This window comes from Streptomyces sp. NBC_01384 (assembly GCF_045040035.1).
Lineage (GTDB): Bacteria > Actinomycetota > Actinomycetes > Streptomycetales > Streptomycetaceae > Streptomyces.
Window position 1 is genome coordinate 966781 of sequence record NZ_CP109560.1, and the last position, 15018, is coordinate 981798.

Annotated in this window: 11 protein-coding genes and 4 pseudogenes; 4 read left to right on the plus strand and 11 right to left on the minus strand. The window is 68.1% G+C overall.

The window, feature by feature from the left end; translation table 11 throughout:
- Positions 1 to 38 precede the first annotated feature (38 nt).
- The 4 genes and pseudogenes from OG747_RS51990 to OG747_RS52005 all read right to left on the minus strand — a co-directional run bounded on the left by OG747_RS51990 (position 39) and on the right by OG747_RS52005 (position 4225).
- Positions 39 to 1022, minus strand: a complete 984-nt coding sequence (locus OG747_RS51990; RefSeq protein WP_331765232.1) for a ricin-type beta-trefoil lectin domain protein — start codon at positions 1020 to 1022, stop codon at positions 39 to 41.
- A gap of 439 nt (positions 1023 to 1461) precedes the next feature.
- Positions 1462 to 1833, minus strand: a pseudogene (locus OG747_RS51995) (transposase); the annotation flags it as partial.
- A gap of 1253 nt (positions 1834 to 3086) precedes the next feature.
- Complete coding sequence (locus tag OG747_RS52000) at positions 3087 to 3665, minus strand: isochorismatase family protein (RefSeq protein WP_331765233.1); 579 nt, start codon at positions 3663 to 3665, stop codon at positions 3087 to 3089.
- A 365-nt stretch (positions 3666 to 4030) separates the two neighbouring features.
- On the minus strand, positions 4031 to 4225 hold the full coding sequence (locus OG747_RS52005; protein WP_331744943.1) for a DUF1918 domain-containing protein: 195 nt from the start codon (positions 4223 to 4225) through the stop codon (positions 4031 to 4033).
- 489 nt (positions 4226 to 4714) lie between these two features.
- On the opposite strand from OG747_RS52005, the pseudogene OG747_RS52010 reads away from it, so the two are divergent.
- Positions 4715 to 4870, plus strand: a pseudogene (locus OG747_RS52010) (ATP-binding protein); the annotation flags it as partial.
- A gap of 43 nt (positions 4871 to 4913) precedes the next feature.
- Here the strand turns inward: OG747_RS52010 and OG747_RS52015 are convergent.
- The 3 genes from OG747_RS52015 to OG747_RS52025 form a co-directional block, all read right to left on the minus strand.
- Positions 4914 to 5405, minus strand: coding sequence for a MarR family winged helix-turn-helix transcriptional regulator (locus OG747_RS52015; RefSeq protein ID WP_331765234.1), 492 nt, complete (start codon positions 5403 to 5405; stop codon positions 4914 to 4916).
- Between the two features lie 1132 nt (positions 5406 to 6537).
- Positions 6538 to 6660: a hypothetical protein gene (locus OG747_RS52020; RefSeq protein ID WP_405886442.1), complete on the minus strand. Its 123-nt coding sequence runs from the start codon at positions 6658 to 6660 to the stop codon at positions 6538 to 6540.
- 396 nt (positions 6661 to 7056) lie between these two features.
- Positions 7057 to 7677: a MerR family transcriptional regulator gene (locus OG747_RS52025; RefSeq protein ID WP_331765235.1), complete on the minus strand. Its 621-nt coding sequence runs from the start codon at positions 7675 to 7677 to the stop codon at positions 7057 to 7059.
- A gap of 219 nt (positions 7678 to 7896) precedes the next feature.
- Between OG747_RS52025 and OG747_RS52030 the strand changes: the two genes are divergently transcribed.
- Both OG747_RS52030 and OG747_RS52035 read left to right on the plus strand, forming a co-directional pair.
- The gene (locus OG747_RS52030; protein WP_331743055.1) at positions 7897 to 8319 is read left to right on the plus strand and encodes a DUF3291 domain-containing protein; all 423 of its coding nucleotides are present in this window, start codon (positions 7897 to 7899) and stop codon (positions 8317 to 8319) included.
- Between the two features lie 280 nt (positions 8320 to 8599).
- A pseudogene (locus OG747_RS52035) lies at positions 8600 to 9052 on the plus strand (transposase); the annotation flags it as partial.
- Positions 9053 to 9186: 134 nt separating this feature from the next.
- Here the strand turns inward: OG747_RS52035 and snpA are convergent.
- The 4 genes and pseudogenes from snpA to OG747_RS52055 form a co-directional block, all read right to left on the minus strand.
- Positions 9187 to 9840, minus strand: a pseudogene (snpA, locus tag OG747_RS52040) (snapalysin); the annotation flags it as partial.
- A 461-nt stretch (positions 9841 to 10301) separates the two neighbouring features.
- Complete coding sequence (locus tag OG747_RS52045) at positions 10302 to 10469, minus strand: hypothetical protein (RefSeq protein WP_405886444.1); 168 nt, start codon at positions 10467 to 10469, stop codon at positions 10302 to 10304.
- Positions 10466 to 10819 (minus strand): helix-turn-helix domain-containing protein, encoded by a 354-nt coding sequence (locus tag OG747_RS52050; protein WP_331765411.1) that lies wholly within the window; start codon positions 10817 to 10819, stop codon positions 10466 to 10468. The genes OG747_RS52045 and OG747_RS52050 overlap by 4 nt, the downstream gene beginning before the upstream one ends.
- Positions 10820 to 11041 (minus strand): helix-turn-helix domain-containing protein, encoded by a 222-nt coding sequence (locus tag OG747_RS52055; RefSeq protein ID WP_331765236.1) that lies wholly within the window; start codon positions 11039 to 11041, stop codon positions 10820 to 10822.
- Positions 11042 to 11502: 461 nt separating this feature from the next.
- Here OG747_RS52055 and OG747_RS52060 point away from each other — a divergent pair, with 461 nt between their 5' ends.
- On the plus strand, positions 11503 to 14799 hold the full coding sequence (locus OG747_RS52060) for a lectin (RefSeq protein ID WP_405886446.1): 3297 nt from the start codon (positions 11503 to 11505) through the stop codon (positions 14797 to 14799).
- The last annotated feature ends 219 nt before the right edge of the window (positions 14800 to 15018 follow it).

Genomic DNA, 15018 nt, shown 5'->3' on the forward strand with positions numbered 1-15018 from the left:
TTCAACCGGCAGCCCGCCCCGCTCTCTCCGGACACGGGTCACGAGTGGGTGTACTCCGGGCCGCGGCCCCACATCTGGTCGGGGTGTCCGTTGCAGTGGTAGAGGACCAGCTGGACGCTCCCGGCGGTGGATCCCGAAGGCACGCCGAGGCAGCTGCCCAACCCGGCCTTGGCGTTCTCCAAGACGTAGAACCCGGGGTATCCCCAGCGTGCCGCGCTGACCGGCAGCCAGATCTCGTCACGGTTCTGCGCGTTGCAGGCCTTGCTGACGATCTTCGTCGAATCGCCGGTCATTCCGCTGGCGGTTCCCAGGCAGCGATTGCGGGCCCCGAAGTTCTTGATGAAGCCCTGCGTACCCTTCAGGTTCTGCACGCTCGAACCCGCCTGCCAGGGCAGATACCACCCCTGGTCCTCATGGGAGATGCACTTGAACTGGACCACTGGTGCGTTGAGGTTGCTGCTGCCGCCGGCGATCCCCACGCAGAGCCGCGAGTTCGCGTCGACCAACTGCGTCGCCCTGGAGGGCATGAAGGCCAGGGCCATCATGCCGCAGGTCTCGTGGGAGCTGGCGCCCTTGGTGGCCTGCACACAGGCATAGACCCACTTCTCGTTGTCGTTTGCGCTGGAGGTCGACCGGGTGGCGGAGGAGGCGAAGAGATAGTCGCTCGCTGCTTCGGTACGCAGCGTTTTCTGGTTCATGTCCAGGTAGGCGACATTGACGGTGATCTTGTCGGCGAACCCGCCCGTGCATCGGACCTGAATCGAGATGTGGTCCCGCTTGGAGGGGTTGTCGACACTGTCGAGGTTGAAGGTCCAATTGCAGGTGACCGTGCTCACGGTCATCGTGCCGCCCTTCGTCGACGCGGCGACGGAGTTGGAGGCGACGCTCGACGAACCGGTCGCCGCCGACCTCACGCCGGGCGACTGGGCGTTGGCCGATGCCGTCGCGGTCAGGGCGAGGACGGCGGCCGCGAAGGCGGCTGACGCGAGTCCCCGCCATCCTTGCTTTCGTGTGAACCCCATGGTTGCTCCTGGGCGGTCTTGATGGGTCGGTCGACTGGGCATGGCCAGTACGGGTACGCGGTTTTCGACGGGCCCGTCGAAGTGATCCGACGGGCGCCCCGGTCTGCAGGCCGGGCTACTGGCCGGTGACAGGAGTAGCAGGGGCCACCACGGGCCCCCAAGTGTTCGCGAACACCGAACGCGTTCGACGTGTTCGAGCCGAGTTCGCACGCTTCTGACCTGCTCGAACGACCGCTTCCCGAACGGCAGACCAGCTACGGCTCTTGCCGGGCTCACGGCCGCGGCTTGTCCCGGCAGAAGGGAGGCGAGACGTGCCGCTCCTCCGACTGGTTGGCTTCCCGAACCTCTCGTGTCGCTGGGGGGTGCCCCTATCTCCTTCGTCAAGGGGCGGGGCGGTTGATTCGTGATCGTTCAGGCGGTTTGGGGGGGCGGTGTGGGACTCGAAGAAGGCGCCGTCGCGGAGCATCGCGAAGAGCACGTCGACGCGGCGGCGGGCGAGACACATCAGGGCTTGCTTGTGCCGTTTGCCCTCGGCTTTCTTCCGCTCGTAGTAGGTCCTGGACGCCGGGTCGGACAGCGAGGCGAACGCGGCCAGGAAGAACGCCCGTTTGAGGTGTTTGTTGCCTCTGCGGGACGGGCTCTCGCCGCGGATCGAGGACCCGGATCTCCTGGTCACCGGGGCCAGGCCCGCGTAGGCGGCGAGGTGTCCGGCGGTGGGGAAAGCGGTGCCGTCGCCGGTGCGGGCCTGGACCTGCGCTTCGATCACCCGCATCGGGAAGCCGCCGATGCGGGTGAGGCAGGAGCCGTCGGGCAGCAGGGCCAGCACTGGCGGAAGGCGTGGGCGCGTACAACAACGACAACAGGGCCTCCCGGCATCGCTCGGTCAGATTCGCATCCCCGAGCTACCGAGAGGCCCTGCCCTCATGCGCGAACAACCGGAAGATCACCCTGTGGCGCGCCTGCTGTCGAGCAGGCCCGTGGCGGTCGATACGCCCACTGCGTGGACCGGGCAGACGACACACCGGCCGGGCTGTCTTCCACCTTGCAGTCCACCGCCTGGTCAGCCCGGACCGGAGCCTGACCCGCCGCGGCGACGTCGCCGAACTCCCCCGGCGGAAGCAGTGGTTTAAAGGGGAGCGGCCCCTGAGCAATCCGTTGAGATCGATCGCTCAGGGGCAGCCGGGCGGAGACTTGCGTCTGTCAGTCGGATGGCTCGGTGTAGCCGGGGACCTGCGACCTCCAGCGAGCCCGCGACCACACCGGACTGAGCGAGGTCGGCGCGGAGGGCTGACCAAATCCTCGCAGTTGGACAAGGGGTCGGCCTGCGTCCGGGATCGATCCGCGAGCAGATCAGCAGGCCGGTCTTGTGTTCACCAGGACAGCAGGGCGCAGCCGTTGCCGCCGGATCCGCCCGCGCCGCCGAAGTCGCTTCCCGAGCCAGTCCTTTGGCCGTCGGTGCCGCCGGAGGCGCCCTTGCCGCCGCCGGCACCGGCGCCTCCGCCACCTCCGCCGCCTCCAAAGCCGCTGCACTGTGCGGGGACGGGCGGAGCGTAGGGGTTGCCAGGGCTGACACCGGCGCCGCCTTGGTTGGCGCCCCTGTACCCAGCACCGTCACCGCCTCGATCGCCCGGGGCCGCGCTACCGCTCTTGCCTCTGCAAGCAGCCCCGTATTCGTCGACGCCCAGACCGTGTCCGCCGGCGCCGCCGTGGGTAACACCGTCGCTGGAGCTCTGTGCCGGGAACCGCTGGTTCGGTCCGGACGGCCGGTGCTCGCGGCGCCGAGCCCGCCGCCAGGGCGGGTCCTGCGGGCGGGGGAGAGCGGAACGGCTCAGGCTCTACCTGAGCCGCTGCCCGTTCTCGTCGACACACAGTTCGTCGCGCAGCGCGTCCATGTGCTGACGCGGATAGCGGGCGCAACCCGCCGCAACGCAGAATTGATACCGCGTCACACCTCGGTTCGGTGGCCTTTGACCCCTTGGCCGGCCCGATAGGCGTGCAGGGCAACGGCCCGACGGGACAGCGCGCCTGCTGCGGGCCGGTCCCGCGGCGGAAGCGTCAGCGGTTTCAGGCGAGGACGACTGGCTCGCCGCTCAGCGCCACACCTGCTTGGCGTAGCTCGCTGATCGCGGTGCTGGTGGTGTCGGCGGCGACGCCGGCGGTGTAGTCGAGCAGGACCCGTACGGCGAAGCCCGCTCGTACGCCGTCGAGCGCGGTGGCCTTCACGCAGTGGTCGGTGGCGATGCCGACGACGTCGAGATCGCTGATGTGGCGGGCACGCAGCCAGTCGGCCAGTGACGTGCCGTCCTCGAAACCGCTCTTCGAGGCGGAGTGCGCCCCCTTGTAGAAAACCTCGTCGACGGCCCCGGAGGTGACGGCGGGCGCGAAGTTCGGATGGAATTCGCTTCCCTCGCTGCCGACGACGCAGTGCTGGGGGAAGGAGTTCTGGAAGTCTGGGTGCTCGGAGAAGTGGGCCCCCGGGTCGATGTGGTGGTCGCGGGTGGCGACGATGCGCGCGTAACTCCCGTCAGCGCGCCGAACCAGGTCGGCGATGGCGACGGCCCTGCCCGCGCCGCCCTTCACCGGAATACTGCCGCCCTCGCAGAAGTCCTTCTGCACATCAACGACGATCAATGCACGGTGCATGGAGATCCTTGCCCTTGGGTGAACCTATTGCCGGTATGGTCCCTCCCTCCGTCGGTGGGCAGACGCAGCACTCGCCAGTCACTCACCCGACTGGGCCGTACATGGTGAGCGAGTCCAGCTGCGAGTTGAGCACCTGGTGTATCCGATGCGGATGTCCGCGGTCGGGGCGTCCGGGTGGAGCTTGATCTCCAAGACCGCGACGACGACCTCGCCGCCAACCGCGAGCTCATGGCCCAGCTCAACCGCAGACGCGACACGCCCCTGCATCCCGAATGAAACCCGAGGTCACCGGCCCCTTGAGCCCGACCGCCGAGCGAGTACGACTACGAAGCGCGTGGTACGGAGCGCCCCCTGATACCTCAGATTTAGTCCCCGGCCTTGCGGTGTTGGACCACGGAGTCCGGACCAGGGCTCATGATCGTTTCGTGGCCGTTCGCTGCGCGCACACGGTAGGGCGGTGATCCGTTGGGCCCCAGTACCTCGACGATCTCCACCACGTGGTCGCCCCCGCCGACGGTCCGGCCGTGCACCACAAGGCGGTCACCCTTGCTCGCGTGCATCCAGGACGAACAGGATGCGGGGGAAGAGCGGGTAGGGGCCTTGACCCCGGAGTTTGAACACGTCTGTGCGGCTCGGGTCAGGGTAGTTGATGTTGAGTGGAAGGCGTTCTCGAAGGTGATCGGTGATCGCTGGCCGAGCCGTGAATGGCGGCGCCGGGTGTTGTAGCGGGACAGCCACCTCAAGGCGTCGAGGACCACCTGATCAACGTGCCTGCGCGGCTGGCACGTTCGGCCCGCCGCCTCACTCTCCATCTGCCCGAGCGCCGGCCCTGGCGGGACGACTTCACCCAGCTCTTCGACCTCACGCACGCGCCACCACCCGCCGTCGAGAAGCCCTGGCCCCCCGCCCGCAAGCGCCTGGGATCTCCGAGCATGTGGAAAAGCTGGGCAGACCAGTGGGCACCCCATACCCGAATCCGCAGCTCAACCTCGGGCCGCCCCCGAACCACCCGAAACGATCACACCGAAATCAAGCCGGTGGATCCGGGCTCAGGCTTCGACTCGATCATGCCCAAGACGCCGGCCACCGCCGCCGTCGACCGGCTCCTGCACCACGCCCACATCGTCCTCACCGAAGGCTCCAGCCTGCGGCTGACCCAGGCCACAACCGGCCAGGGTGTCATCCCGCTGAACCAGCCGGGCTAGAGCGTTCCCTGATGGGTTCGTCGGCTGACCAACGAGGCAGAACCTAGGAGTCCCCGTTGTCCTCGACGTTGGCAACCATTCTGCGCAGCACCTTGAGCGCGGCCACGTACTCTTCATCGCTGATGCCCTCGTGGACCACGGCGCGCAGCTCGGTCACCAGCTCGCGCAGCCGCACCCTGGCAGCCTCCCCGGCGTCGGTGAGCTGCAGGCGCTGCCCGGCGTCCATCCGGAGCCAGCCGCGGTGGAACAGCTGGTCGATGACACGAGCGATCTCGTGCGGCCCGTCCGCGAGGGGCGTCAGCTGGATGACGACCTCCTCGCGGCTCGGCGCCGCGGGCCCGCCGTTCACCCGGTTGAGCACCCAGTACTGCGGCTGCGTGACGTCGATCCTGGCCATAGCGTCACGCAGCTGCCGGGTGACGGCCGCGTGGGCGAGGCCACTCCAGTAGCCGATGGGCTGGGTGGCCAGCATCTCGTCGGTGGCGGCCGGATCAGCCGGCGCCTGGTCGGTGGTGGTGTCAGTCGGCGGTCTCATGATCGCGACGCTATATCCCCCATCGCACCGCCGGCGTAACGAGCCCGCCCCCCCAACGCTCACACACCCCCATCCGAGGGACGAATAGTCGTACCGGACAGGGAGGTCAACTGTCCGCGCACAAGGATCTGAGATGTCCGCTCACCCGGACGGCCTGCTGTCCGTTGACAGCTGGTGATACCGATTGCTGAAAGCGGTTTTACAGCTCCGTGAGAGTCGAGATCGAGGTTGACGATTCCTTCCCGGGCCGGAGCAAGGGTCTTGCCGCCCCAGTTGTTGCCGACGCCCTGGGTTAGAGGTCGTTTTCTGTTGGTGTTTCATCCCATAGATAGCGTTTTGTCCCATGCTGCGGTTCGTGTCAGGAGATGGTGGCCCCGCCGGTGCGTTTCGAGATGAGACAGGCACAAGCCGCATCGCATCCCAGCTGTAACCCCACCCGCCCATCAAGACTCAGCCACACCGGCAGTCCCACCGACACAGCGTCCCTGCACCAAGAAGCCTAGGAAATAAGGGGCGTGACAGACGAAAACGACATCTCACCGGCAGGTCATCGACGCGATCCGGTACGTCGCAGACACATCACTCGACGACGCCTTCATGCAACTGGCCATCAACGCCACCCTCGCCGCCACCCTCGCCGCCGCCCGCGGCAGAGGCCTCGTTCCCGCGCAGCCCTGACGCACCGGCGGGGAGGACACCCTGGCAGCGGAGTCCTACTTCCCGAGCGAACTCAAGAACAGTCGTCCGAGGATGTCCGAGTAGCGGGTCGGGGAAGGCCGGTTCGCCGGCTGGTATCTGCCACGGGGTGTTCCGGTCTCCGTGAGCGACCGTGAAGCAAAGTCACACGCACCGTCCGGTCGGGCAGTGCACCGGCAGATATACGGAGCGTGGGCTTCCTCTGGATGCCCACGTGGCATGGCCCCTACGCTGTCGAGCGCCGAAAGCGGATGCGCCACCCGCAGGGAGGAGAACTCCATGCGTAAGGTTGCACGCACCGCTCTGGCGATATTATTCGCCGCGGCCGCCGCAGTCGGCACTACCGTCGCAGCTCCCACCCCCGCGCTCGCCGCGGGCTGTTACGGCACCTCATGCGCTGGGCACGACCCCTACAAGGCCGCCTGGACCAAGACCTTCACCGGCCCCGCCTCGGCTCGGCCATCGTCGACCGCCTCACCTTGTGCTGGACCTGGGGGCGACCGAGCTGGAAGCGCTCGCCGAAGCCACGGGCGATCTGGAGCAGCGGATCGAGCAGCACGTGTGAGTACCGCAGAGGAAGTCCGCGATGAGGGCCGGCTCCCACGTTGCCCACCACCGCTTTCCTCCAAGGCGGCACGGACCGTCTCCAACACCAGCTCCGGCCGGGTCAGTTCACGCACTGCGGCCCGCAGATAGGTGGAATCGGTACGCTGCCGTCCTCGCGCCTTGACCAGCCCCGCTTCCATCAGCCGTGCCAGCGCCAGATCGAGGAGGGCATCGGCGTGGTCGTCCTGGGCCAGCCGGTCGCGGAAGTCGGACAGCACGCTGTGATGTCGTTCGGACTGTCACGCCACTCGGCGCTTGTTCCGTCATCTCCCCAGGCCATGAACCAGGCGCTGAGCGATGACACAGGGCTTGCTGCGCCCGCCAGGCCCCGCCCTGGATGCAGCGGCGGTCAGCCGCCGTGCCGCACCGCGGACTCGTGCTCCTGGGCCATCCTGCGTAGCGCCAGCAGGGCCGGCTCCAGCAGGACCGTCAGCAGGACGGCTCGCTCGGCCCGCGCGACCGAGTCGTCCGTGTCCTTCAGTTGGTCGAGGTCCAGCACGGCGGTCTGCTGGGCGAGCTCCGCGTACGGGATCAGGGTGCGCCAGGTGCAGTCCGCGCCGAGGGAGCGCAGCGACTCCAGGGTCTCGGCGATGACGCGCCGGGCGGGGGCGTACTCGGAGATCTGCCATCCCATCTGTGCCACCAGCGCGTTCACGTCGGACGTGCCGGGCCCGTCGTCGGGCTCCTCGTCCTTGTCCACCGGCCTGGCGCCGAGCACGAGACCGAGCACCTGGTGCATGTCGGCCTCGTGCTCGGAGACCGCGCTCAGCACCTCCCTGGTGGCGTTGACCGTCAGCCCCCGTACGGCGATCAGGGCCCGGATCAGCCGGAGCCGCCGCAGGTGCGCCTCGCCGTACTCGGCCTGGGTCGCGGCGGTGGCCCGCCCCGGGGGCAGCAGCCCCTCGCGGAGGTAGAACTTGATGGTCGCGCTCGGTACCCCGCTGCGCCGGCTCAACTCAGAGATTCGCAATTCGTCCTGCCCTTGACTGGCCACTGGCTGCTGCCAGTGTCTCGCTTCCGATGCTGTCACTCCCCGCTCTATAGATAGTGTCACTCGCCAAGTGTGAGAGCGAGCGTTGCCGGCCGAGCCCGGGGCGCTGGAACTTGGTGACACTCGCGACTAGCAATTGGATACTGACACTGTCTAAAATAGATACTGCTACTCACCAACTATGAAGCGGGGCATACGGTGCCAACTCTTCCCTGGACGATTCCGAACCCGGCCACGCCGAACACTCAGGCGTTCGTCATGGCGTCGCGCTTCGAGGTGCGGTCCGCCAAGGACGTGCCGCGCTTCTTCCTGAAGTCGCTCTCGGCGTGGCGTCAGGTGCGTTCCGCGCCAGGTGCATTGGGCGCATCCCTGATCGCCCAGCCGCTGAAGCGGACCTTCTTCACGCTCTCCGCCTGGGAGGGTCGTGACGCCCTTTACGCCTTCGCCAGGACGGAGCCGCACCGCAGCATCATGAGCGGCCTGCGTGCCACCATGCGGGACTCGACGTTCACCTTCTGGGAGCTGCCGGTGGAGGAGCTGCCGCTCACCTGGGAGAACGCCAAGCGGCACCTCGCCGAGCAGGCACGACTGGATGCCGCCAAGGGCAGCTCCGGCCGCTGACCCGGGGTCCGACTGCGGGTCGGGCCACTCTGCGCCGCCGGCGAGGCAGCGCCTGCCCACCCAGCACCACCGCGCGTCCCGCGGGCCAGTCTCCAGCAAGGAGTGTCATGAGCGCGGCCAATGACCAGAGTAGGGCGCTGCTGGTCGTGGGGGGGAGTCTGCGGTCTTGATCGTCTGACAGGGCGGATCGGTGCGGTGCGATCTCTCGGTTTGGTGTTGGTGGTGGTGAGAGTCGGTAGTGGGTGGGGGCGTTGTGGGGCTGGTCAGTGGGTGTTTGTGGGTGCTGCGCAACAGCTTCCGCTACGCGGCCCGGCAGGACTGGGACAAGATGGCCAAGGCCCTCAAGCCCGTCTACACCGCGCCCAGCGAGGCCGCCGCGACCGAGCGGTTCCTGGAGTTCTCCGAGACCTGGGGCGCCAAGTATCCGGCAGTGATCAAGCTGTGGTCCGATGCCTGGGCCGAGTTCGTGCCCTTCTTGTCGTTCGACGTGGAGATCCGCAAGGTGATCTGCTCCACGAACGCGATTGAGAGCGTCAACGCCCGCATACGCAAGGCCGTCCGGGCCCGCGGGCATTTCCCGAACGAGGCCGCAGCGCTGAAGTGCGTGTACATGGCCCTGATGAGCCTGGACCCCACCGGCCAGGGACGCCGGCGGTGGACCATGCGCTGGAAGGCACCACTCAACGCCTTCCAGATCGCCTTCGAGGGCCGCCTCACCCCCACCAACCGCTGACCCCTACAACTCAAGATCAGCCGTTAAGTTGACACTCCCTGCTGTAGCGGATGCCCCGGACCGTGGCTCGGCGCCACGGTCCGTACCGGCGGTGCAGCGCTCAGGTAGTAAGGGGGCCTGGTCACCGTGCCCGGGGCCTGTGCGAGTCCGGTGGCCCACAGCTGGTCGACACGCGAGCGCTCGGTGACGTTCGGGTAGCGGTTGGTGCAGGACGGGCCGGCGCTGCCGCCCGACATCAGCTCACTGCACGGCCCGCTGTAGTCGTCCGGCAGGCCCAGCACGTGCCCGGTCTCGTGGGTGGCGACGCGGACCGAGTCGTACTGCTGGTTCTGGGCGTAGTCGAGGAAGACGTAGCCACTTCCGTGGCCGTTGGTGGAGGTGTAGGACCCGCGCGGGTCGTTGCCCTCGTAGTAGGAGAAGTCGGCACCGCTCGACGCCTCCTGGAGCTTGACGTTGGACTCGGAGCTGTTCCAGATCGAGGCCGCGCTCGATATCTGCGAACGGAAGCTCGGTGCCTGGGAGGCGTTGTAGTAGACAGTCACCGCCTGCGCGTTCGGCTGGGCGGCGCGCTTCTCGGCGACGGACTTGAGCACGGCCTCGAAGAACGCCTTGTTGTTCGCGGCCTCCTCAACCGACCCGGCGTACCGTGCCACGGAGGTACTGGCGGCAGCGGACGGGGTGGCGGCCGTCCGGGCGCTCGCCGGCACCGCCGCGCCCAGCGCGCTGGAGGCCAGACCCAAGCCGAGAGCGAGGGCGAGGAGTCTCGCGGACGTTCGGGACGACTTCATGTGGGGGGCTCCTACTCACTCGGTGACGCCGAGCGCCCGGTGTGCGGTCGACTCTGCGTGAACACCGGTTCCGAACTGCGGCGACGTCCTGTGGGTCGTCATTCTTAGAACGGCTCGACAGGGAGCGCAAAGGGTCCCGCCACTACGTCGCCTCGTAGGTCCCGGGACCTCGCCAGGGGCAGTGCACGGGGCTCCGGTCCGCACATGGCGGCAGGAGGGGAAGCTGTCGCGGCGTCAGAAGCCTTACATCACGGGGCAACGGGCGTGCGGGCCAGCCGGGCGGAATCCCGGGACACACGGCAGGATCCGCATCCGGGCTAAGACGGACAAATCATCAGATGTCTGCCATGCCGCGTCTACTAAGTGTGCCGGTTTTTTGGTGGGGCGCTGTGACCGATGTCATAGAACATGAGCTTCCGTTTCTTTCGCGCCCCGCCGGCCCCGGGGCGCCCCCCAGGGAGTCACCCTCGGCGCTGGGCGGCATCCCTCACCTCGCCGTAGACCCAGGTCTTCTCCGGTCCGCGGCCGTAGTCGAGTTCCGCCTTGATCCGGTGGCCGTCCGGTGACCAGGCGGGTGCGGGCGGGAAGGTCCGCGGGATCACCGGCTCCAGCTCGTCGGCGCAGATCACCGTCGCGTCGTCGGGCGGGTGGGTGTAGGGGCCGGTGATCCTTGTCCTTTTGGGACGAAGTCGGGGTCCTTCGATCGTGTCCAGGACCGGGTGCGGCGCCAGCGCACGCCGTCGGCGAGCAGGATGCGGCGGACCTGTGAGCGGCCCACTGCGATCCCCTCGGCCCGCGCGGCTGCGGCCAGGGAATCCAGGGTCCACTCGGGCGGCCCGGACTCATCGAAGGCCCACAGCTCCCCGACGGGCTCCCACCTCAGCCGCCCCGGCGGCACGGTCTTGACCAGGGCGATGATCCTCGACCGTTCCTCCTCGGTGATCCGCCGCTTGCGGCCCTGCCCGCCCAGATCCTCCAGTCATTGCAGGCCTGAGCGGTTGAAACGGTGCAGTCGGCACCGGACCGTTTTCTGGCTGCAGCCCAACTCCACAGCGATCGCCGGCACGCGCAGCCCCGACCAGCTCAGCTCGATCATCCGAGCCCGCATCACAGCATCCCGCGGCGCCTTCCGCGCCCGAGACAACCGGCGAACGACTGCCCGTTCGTCCTCGTCACGCCCCGGCCGTGCCCGTAAAACCATCGCCCAGCACCCGCCCCCGAGCACCGTCAACTACCCCGCCACCAGGGCATATACCCAGCGAAAGAGGAATCCAGCACTAGGACCAGTTGCTGGTCTGTCGAGTGAAGAATGCAAGTCTGCACCCGGTATTGCAGCGCCCCTCAGGTGGACGCCGGTCGCGGCCGTTCGGTGGCCTGGATCGGGGCGCTGGATATACCCGGCCGCGAACTTCGCTCTCAGAAAGTCCTGTTGGCCTCGTTGACATGCCCCACGCACACGCGTTTCACTCAACTCTCGTGCATGGCAACGTTGTCAGGCCGGACGGAGTGACCGGCACCGTTGCCCGTAGCCAGTGTTCCCCCGTTCTCCGAACACCTCAGCACCCACGTGCGAAGCGCGAACCGCTGCGGAGGCAACCGATGGTCCGACCCCGACGTTCAACCGAGCCGCGTAACCGAAGAAGATTCCGCCACCACCTGGCCGTGGTGTCCGTCCTGGGCATCGCCGCATTCACACTGCCGACGATCGGGGAGGCCCAGACCGCGAGCGCCGCGACCCCGCCTCTGGTGAAGGACCCCGCGTCCCTCGTCAACCCCCTCATCGGCACGTCCGGGGCCGTGGACACCTTCCCCGGCCCCGACATGCCGGCCGGCATGGTGCAGTGGGGTCCCGACACCACGCCCGACCGCCCCTCGGGCGGCGGCTATGAGTACAACGACAAGAAGATCTCCGGCTTCAGCCTCACCCACGTCTCGGGCCCCGGCTGCGGCGTCGCGGGCGACCTGCCCGTCCTGCCGACGACCGGCGCGCTGTCGGGCAATCTCGGCGACGCGTCCGTCGGCTTCAGTCACGATGACGAGCAGGCGGGCATCGGGTACTACCAGGTCACCGACGCGAACGGCGTCAAGACCCGGCTGACCGACACCACCCGAGCGGGCCTGGGCACCTTCACCTTCCCCACGGGGCAGCAGGCGAACCTGCTGTTCAAGCTCAGCGGGGGCGCCACGCAGGTGGACGGGACCCGCGTCCAGGTGGTGAACAGCAAGGAGATCAGCGGCTCGATCGACAGCGGTCACTTCTGCGGCGCGAGCAACCGGTACACGCTGCACTTCGACATCAAGTTCGACCGGCCGTTCACCGCGAGCGGCACCTGGGTCGGCGGCACCATCACCCCCAGCGCGACGTCGCTGAAAGCGGGCAGGGCACAACAGAACCTGCAGGCACACCCGTCGAAGCCGCTGAAGGAGAAGCACTTCACCGTCCCCGCGGCGCCGTCCCCGACCGTGCATGGCAGCGGCACCACGTCCACGAGCAAGGCCGCCCAGCCCCCGACCACGGGCGCGAACGGCATGTACCTCACCTTCGACACCTCCTCGAACCCGACGGTGAGCGCGAAGGTCGGCATCTCGTACACGAATGACGCCAACGCCGCGGACAACCTCACCACCGAGATCAAGAACTGGAACTCCGGCGCCGTCGAGCAGGCGAACCACGACGCCTGGAACACGGTGCTGAAGAAGATCCAGGTCGGCGGCGGATCCTCGGACCAGCAGGTGCAGTTCTACACCGCGTTCTACCACGCGCTGCTGCACCCCAACGTCTTCTCGGACGACAACGGCCAGTACATGGGCATGGACAACCAGGTCCACAAGCTGGCGAAGGGCCAGCAGGCCCAGTACGCCAACTACTCGGGCTGGGACACCTACCGCTCCCAGACCCAGCTGATGGCGATGGTCGAACCCAAGGTCACCAGCGACGTCGTCACCTCGATGCTCAACGGCTACGACCAGACCGGCCTGCTGCCCAAGTGGGCCTCGAACAACGGCGAGAGCTATGTGATGGTCGGCGACCCGGCCGCGGGCATCATCGCCGACGCGTACGCCTTCGGCGCCCGGAGCTTCGACACCGACAAGGCACTCGCCGCCCTGCAGCACGAGGCCACCGTCCCGAACAACGACCGCCCCGGCGAGTCGGTACGGGACACGAAGGGCTACCTCCCGCTGGACGAGAACGACTACGGCTGCTGCAACTTCTACGGCCCGGTCTCCACCCAGCTGGAGTACGACTCGGCCGACTACGCCGTCGCCGCCTTCGCGAAGTCGCTGGGCAAGACGGCGGTCTACGAGACGTTCGCCACCCGCGCCCAGGACTGGATGAACGTCTTCAACGCGCAGACCGGCTACATCCAGGGCAAGAACAAGGACGGCCAGTTCACGGGCGGTTTCACCCCCGGCACCTCCAACGGCTTCGTGGAAGGTACGTCGGCCCAGTACACGCCGATGGTCCCGTTCAACCTGAAGCAGCTCATCCAGGCGCGCGGCGGTGCCAAGGCGTACTCGTCCTTCCTGGACAGCCTGCTCGACAACATCACGCACCCCGGCAATACCGACGCCGACCTGAGCAACGAGCCGAGCGTGGAGATCCCCTGGGAGTACGACTACACCGGCGAGCCGTGGAAGACCCAGGCGGCCGTCCGTGAGGCCCAGCAGAACCTGTACTTCAACGCCCCGGTCGGCTCGTTCGGCAACGACGACCTCGGCGCGATGAGCTCCTGGTACGTCTGGTCCGAGCTCGGCGTGTACCCGGAGACCCCGGGCACGGACACCCTGGCGCTCGGCAGCCCGGCCTTCCCGGTGGCCGAGGTGACCTTCGGCGGCGGCAAGACGGTGCAGATCAACGCGCCGCAGGCCGCGCCCGACGCGCCGTATGTGCAGTCGCTCGACGTCAAAAGCAAGGAGTGGAACACCTCCTGGCTGACGTACCAGCAATTCGCGGGCGCGGGCACGGTCGACTTCACGCTCGGCACCGAGCCCGACAAGTCCTGGGCGTCCGACCCGTCGGCGGCACCGCCGTCGGACACCACGGGCGGCGACCGGGTGCTGGCGGCGACCGGTCCCTCCAGCGACGGCCTGGTGCTCCAGCCGGGCACGTCCGGTGACGGCACGCTCGACCTGACCAACCTCGGCGGCAAGGCCGTCACGGTCGACTGGAAGGCGACGGCGCCCGACGGCGTCACCCTGGACACGGCATCCGGCTCGGTGACGGTACCCGCCTCGGGCAGCGCCGAGACGAAGGTCCGGGTGACGGCGGGCACGAACGAGGGAACCTTCCCGGTCACCTTCGCACTGACCGACCACAGCACCGGCGCGGCACTCGGCGGAGCCACCCTCCGCGTGGCCGTGGCCAAGGCCGGTGCGCTGTGGCCGTACGACACCAACGAGGGCATCTACCCCGACGGTGCCGGCTACTCGGGCGGTTTCGACGGTGGCGGCTGGGCGTTCTCGCAGAACGCGCTGTCGGCGGCGGGCGTCACCAGCAGCTCCACCGTCACGGTCGACGGCGTCTCCTACACCTGGCCGACGGTGACGTCCGGTCAGCCGGACAACCTGGAGATGGCCGGCCAGACCATCCCGATGCCCGCCGGTACGTCGGGTGCGTCGCTGGGGCTGCTGGGCACGGCGGCCAACGCGCCGACCGACGGCAGCGGGGTCTCGGGCACACTGACCGTCACCTACACGGACGGCACCACCTCCCAGGCGACGGTCGGCTTCTCGGACTGGACGCTCAACGGCGGACCGAGCAAGCCGCTCCCGGGTGACACGACAGCCGTCGCGACGGCCTACCGGAACACCGGGAGCGGGGGCCGGGACAACGTGAAGACCTATGTCTTCGCCACGAAGGTCCCGCTCGACGCGTCCAAGCAGGTGGCGTCGATCACACTGCCGATCACGGGCTCGACGGGCACCGACCACCTGTTCGCCTACGGCTTCGGCCAGTAGGACACGGCTGCGCCGACAATGGAAAGCGGTTCCCGGGCTCGTGCCCGGGAACCGCCTCTGTACAAATGCACTCAGGATCGTCCGGGCCACAGCAGCGGTGATGGCGTCCCGCCGAGTGGTGCAGTTACTGGTCGAGCTGATTCGGGTCCGGCGGCCAGGACCGCTGCGGCAAGCCGATCGAGGCCGCAGCCCTGTGCTGCTACAAGCGACTCCTCCGCC

Coding starts and splice junctions, on each gene's coding strand:
- OG747_RS52015 (WP_331765234.1), bottom strand. CDS start 5,405: ATGAGACCGCCGACTGACACCACCACCGACCAGGCGCCGGCTGATCCG.
- OG747_RS52000 (WP_331765233.1), bottom strand. CDS start 3,665: ATGCACCGTGCATTGATCGTCGTTGATGTGCAGAAGGACTTCTGCGAG.
- OG747_RS51990 (WP_331765232.1), bottom strand. CDS start 1,022: ATGGGGTTCACACGAAAGCAAGGATGGCGGGGACTCGCGTCAGCCGCC.
- OG747_RS52005 (WP_331744943.1), bottom strand. CDS start 4,225: ATGCACGCGAGCAAGGGTGACCGCCTTGTGGTGCACGGCCGGACCGTC.
- OG747_RS52055 (WP_331765236.1), bottom strand. CDS start 11,041: ATGGTTTTACGGGCACGGCCGGGGCGTGACGAGGACGAACGGGCAGTC.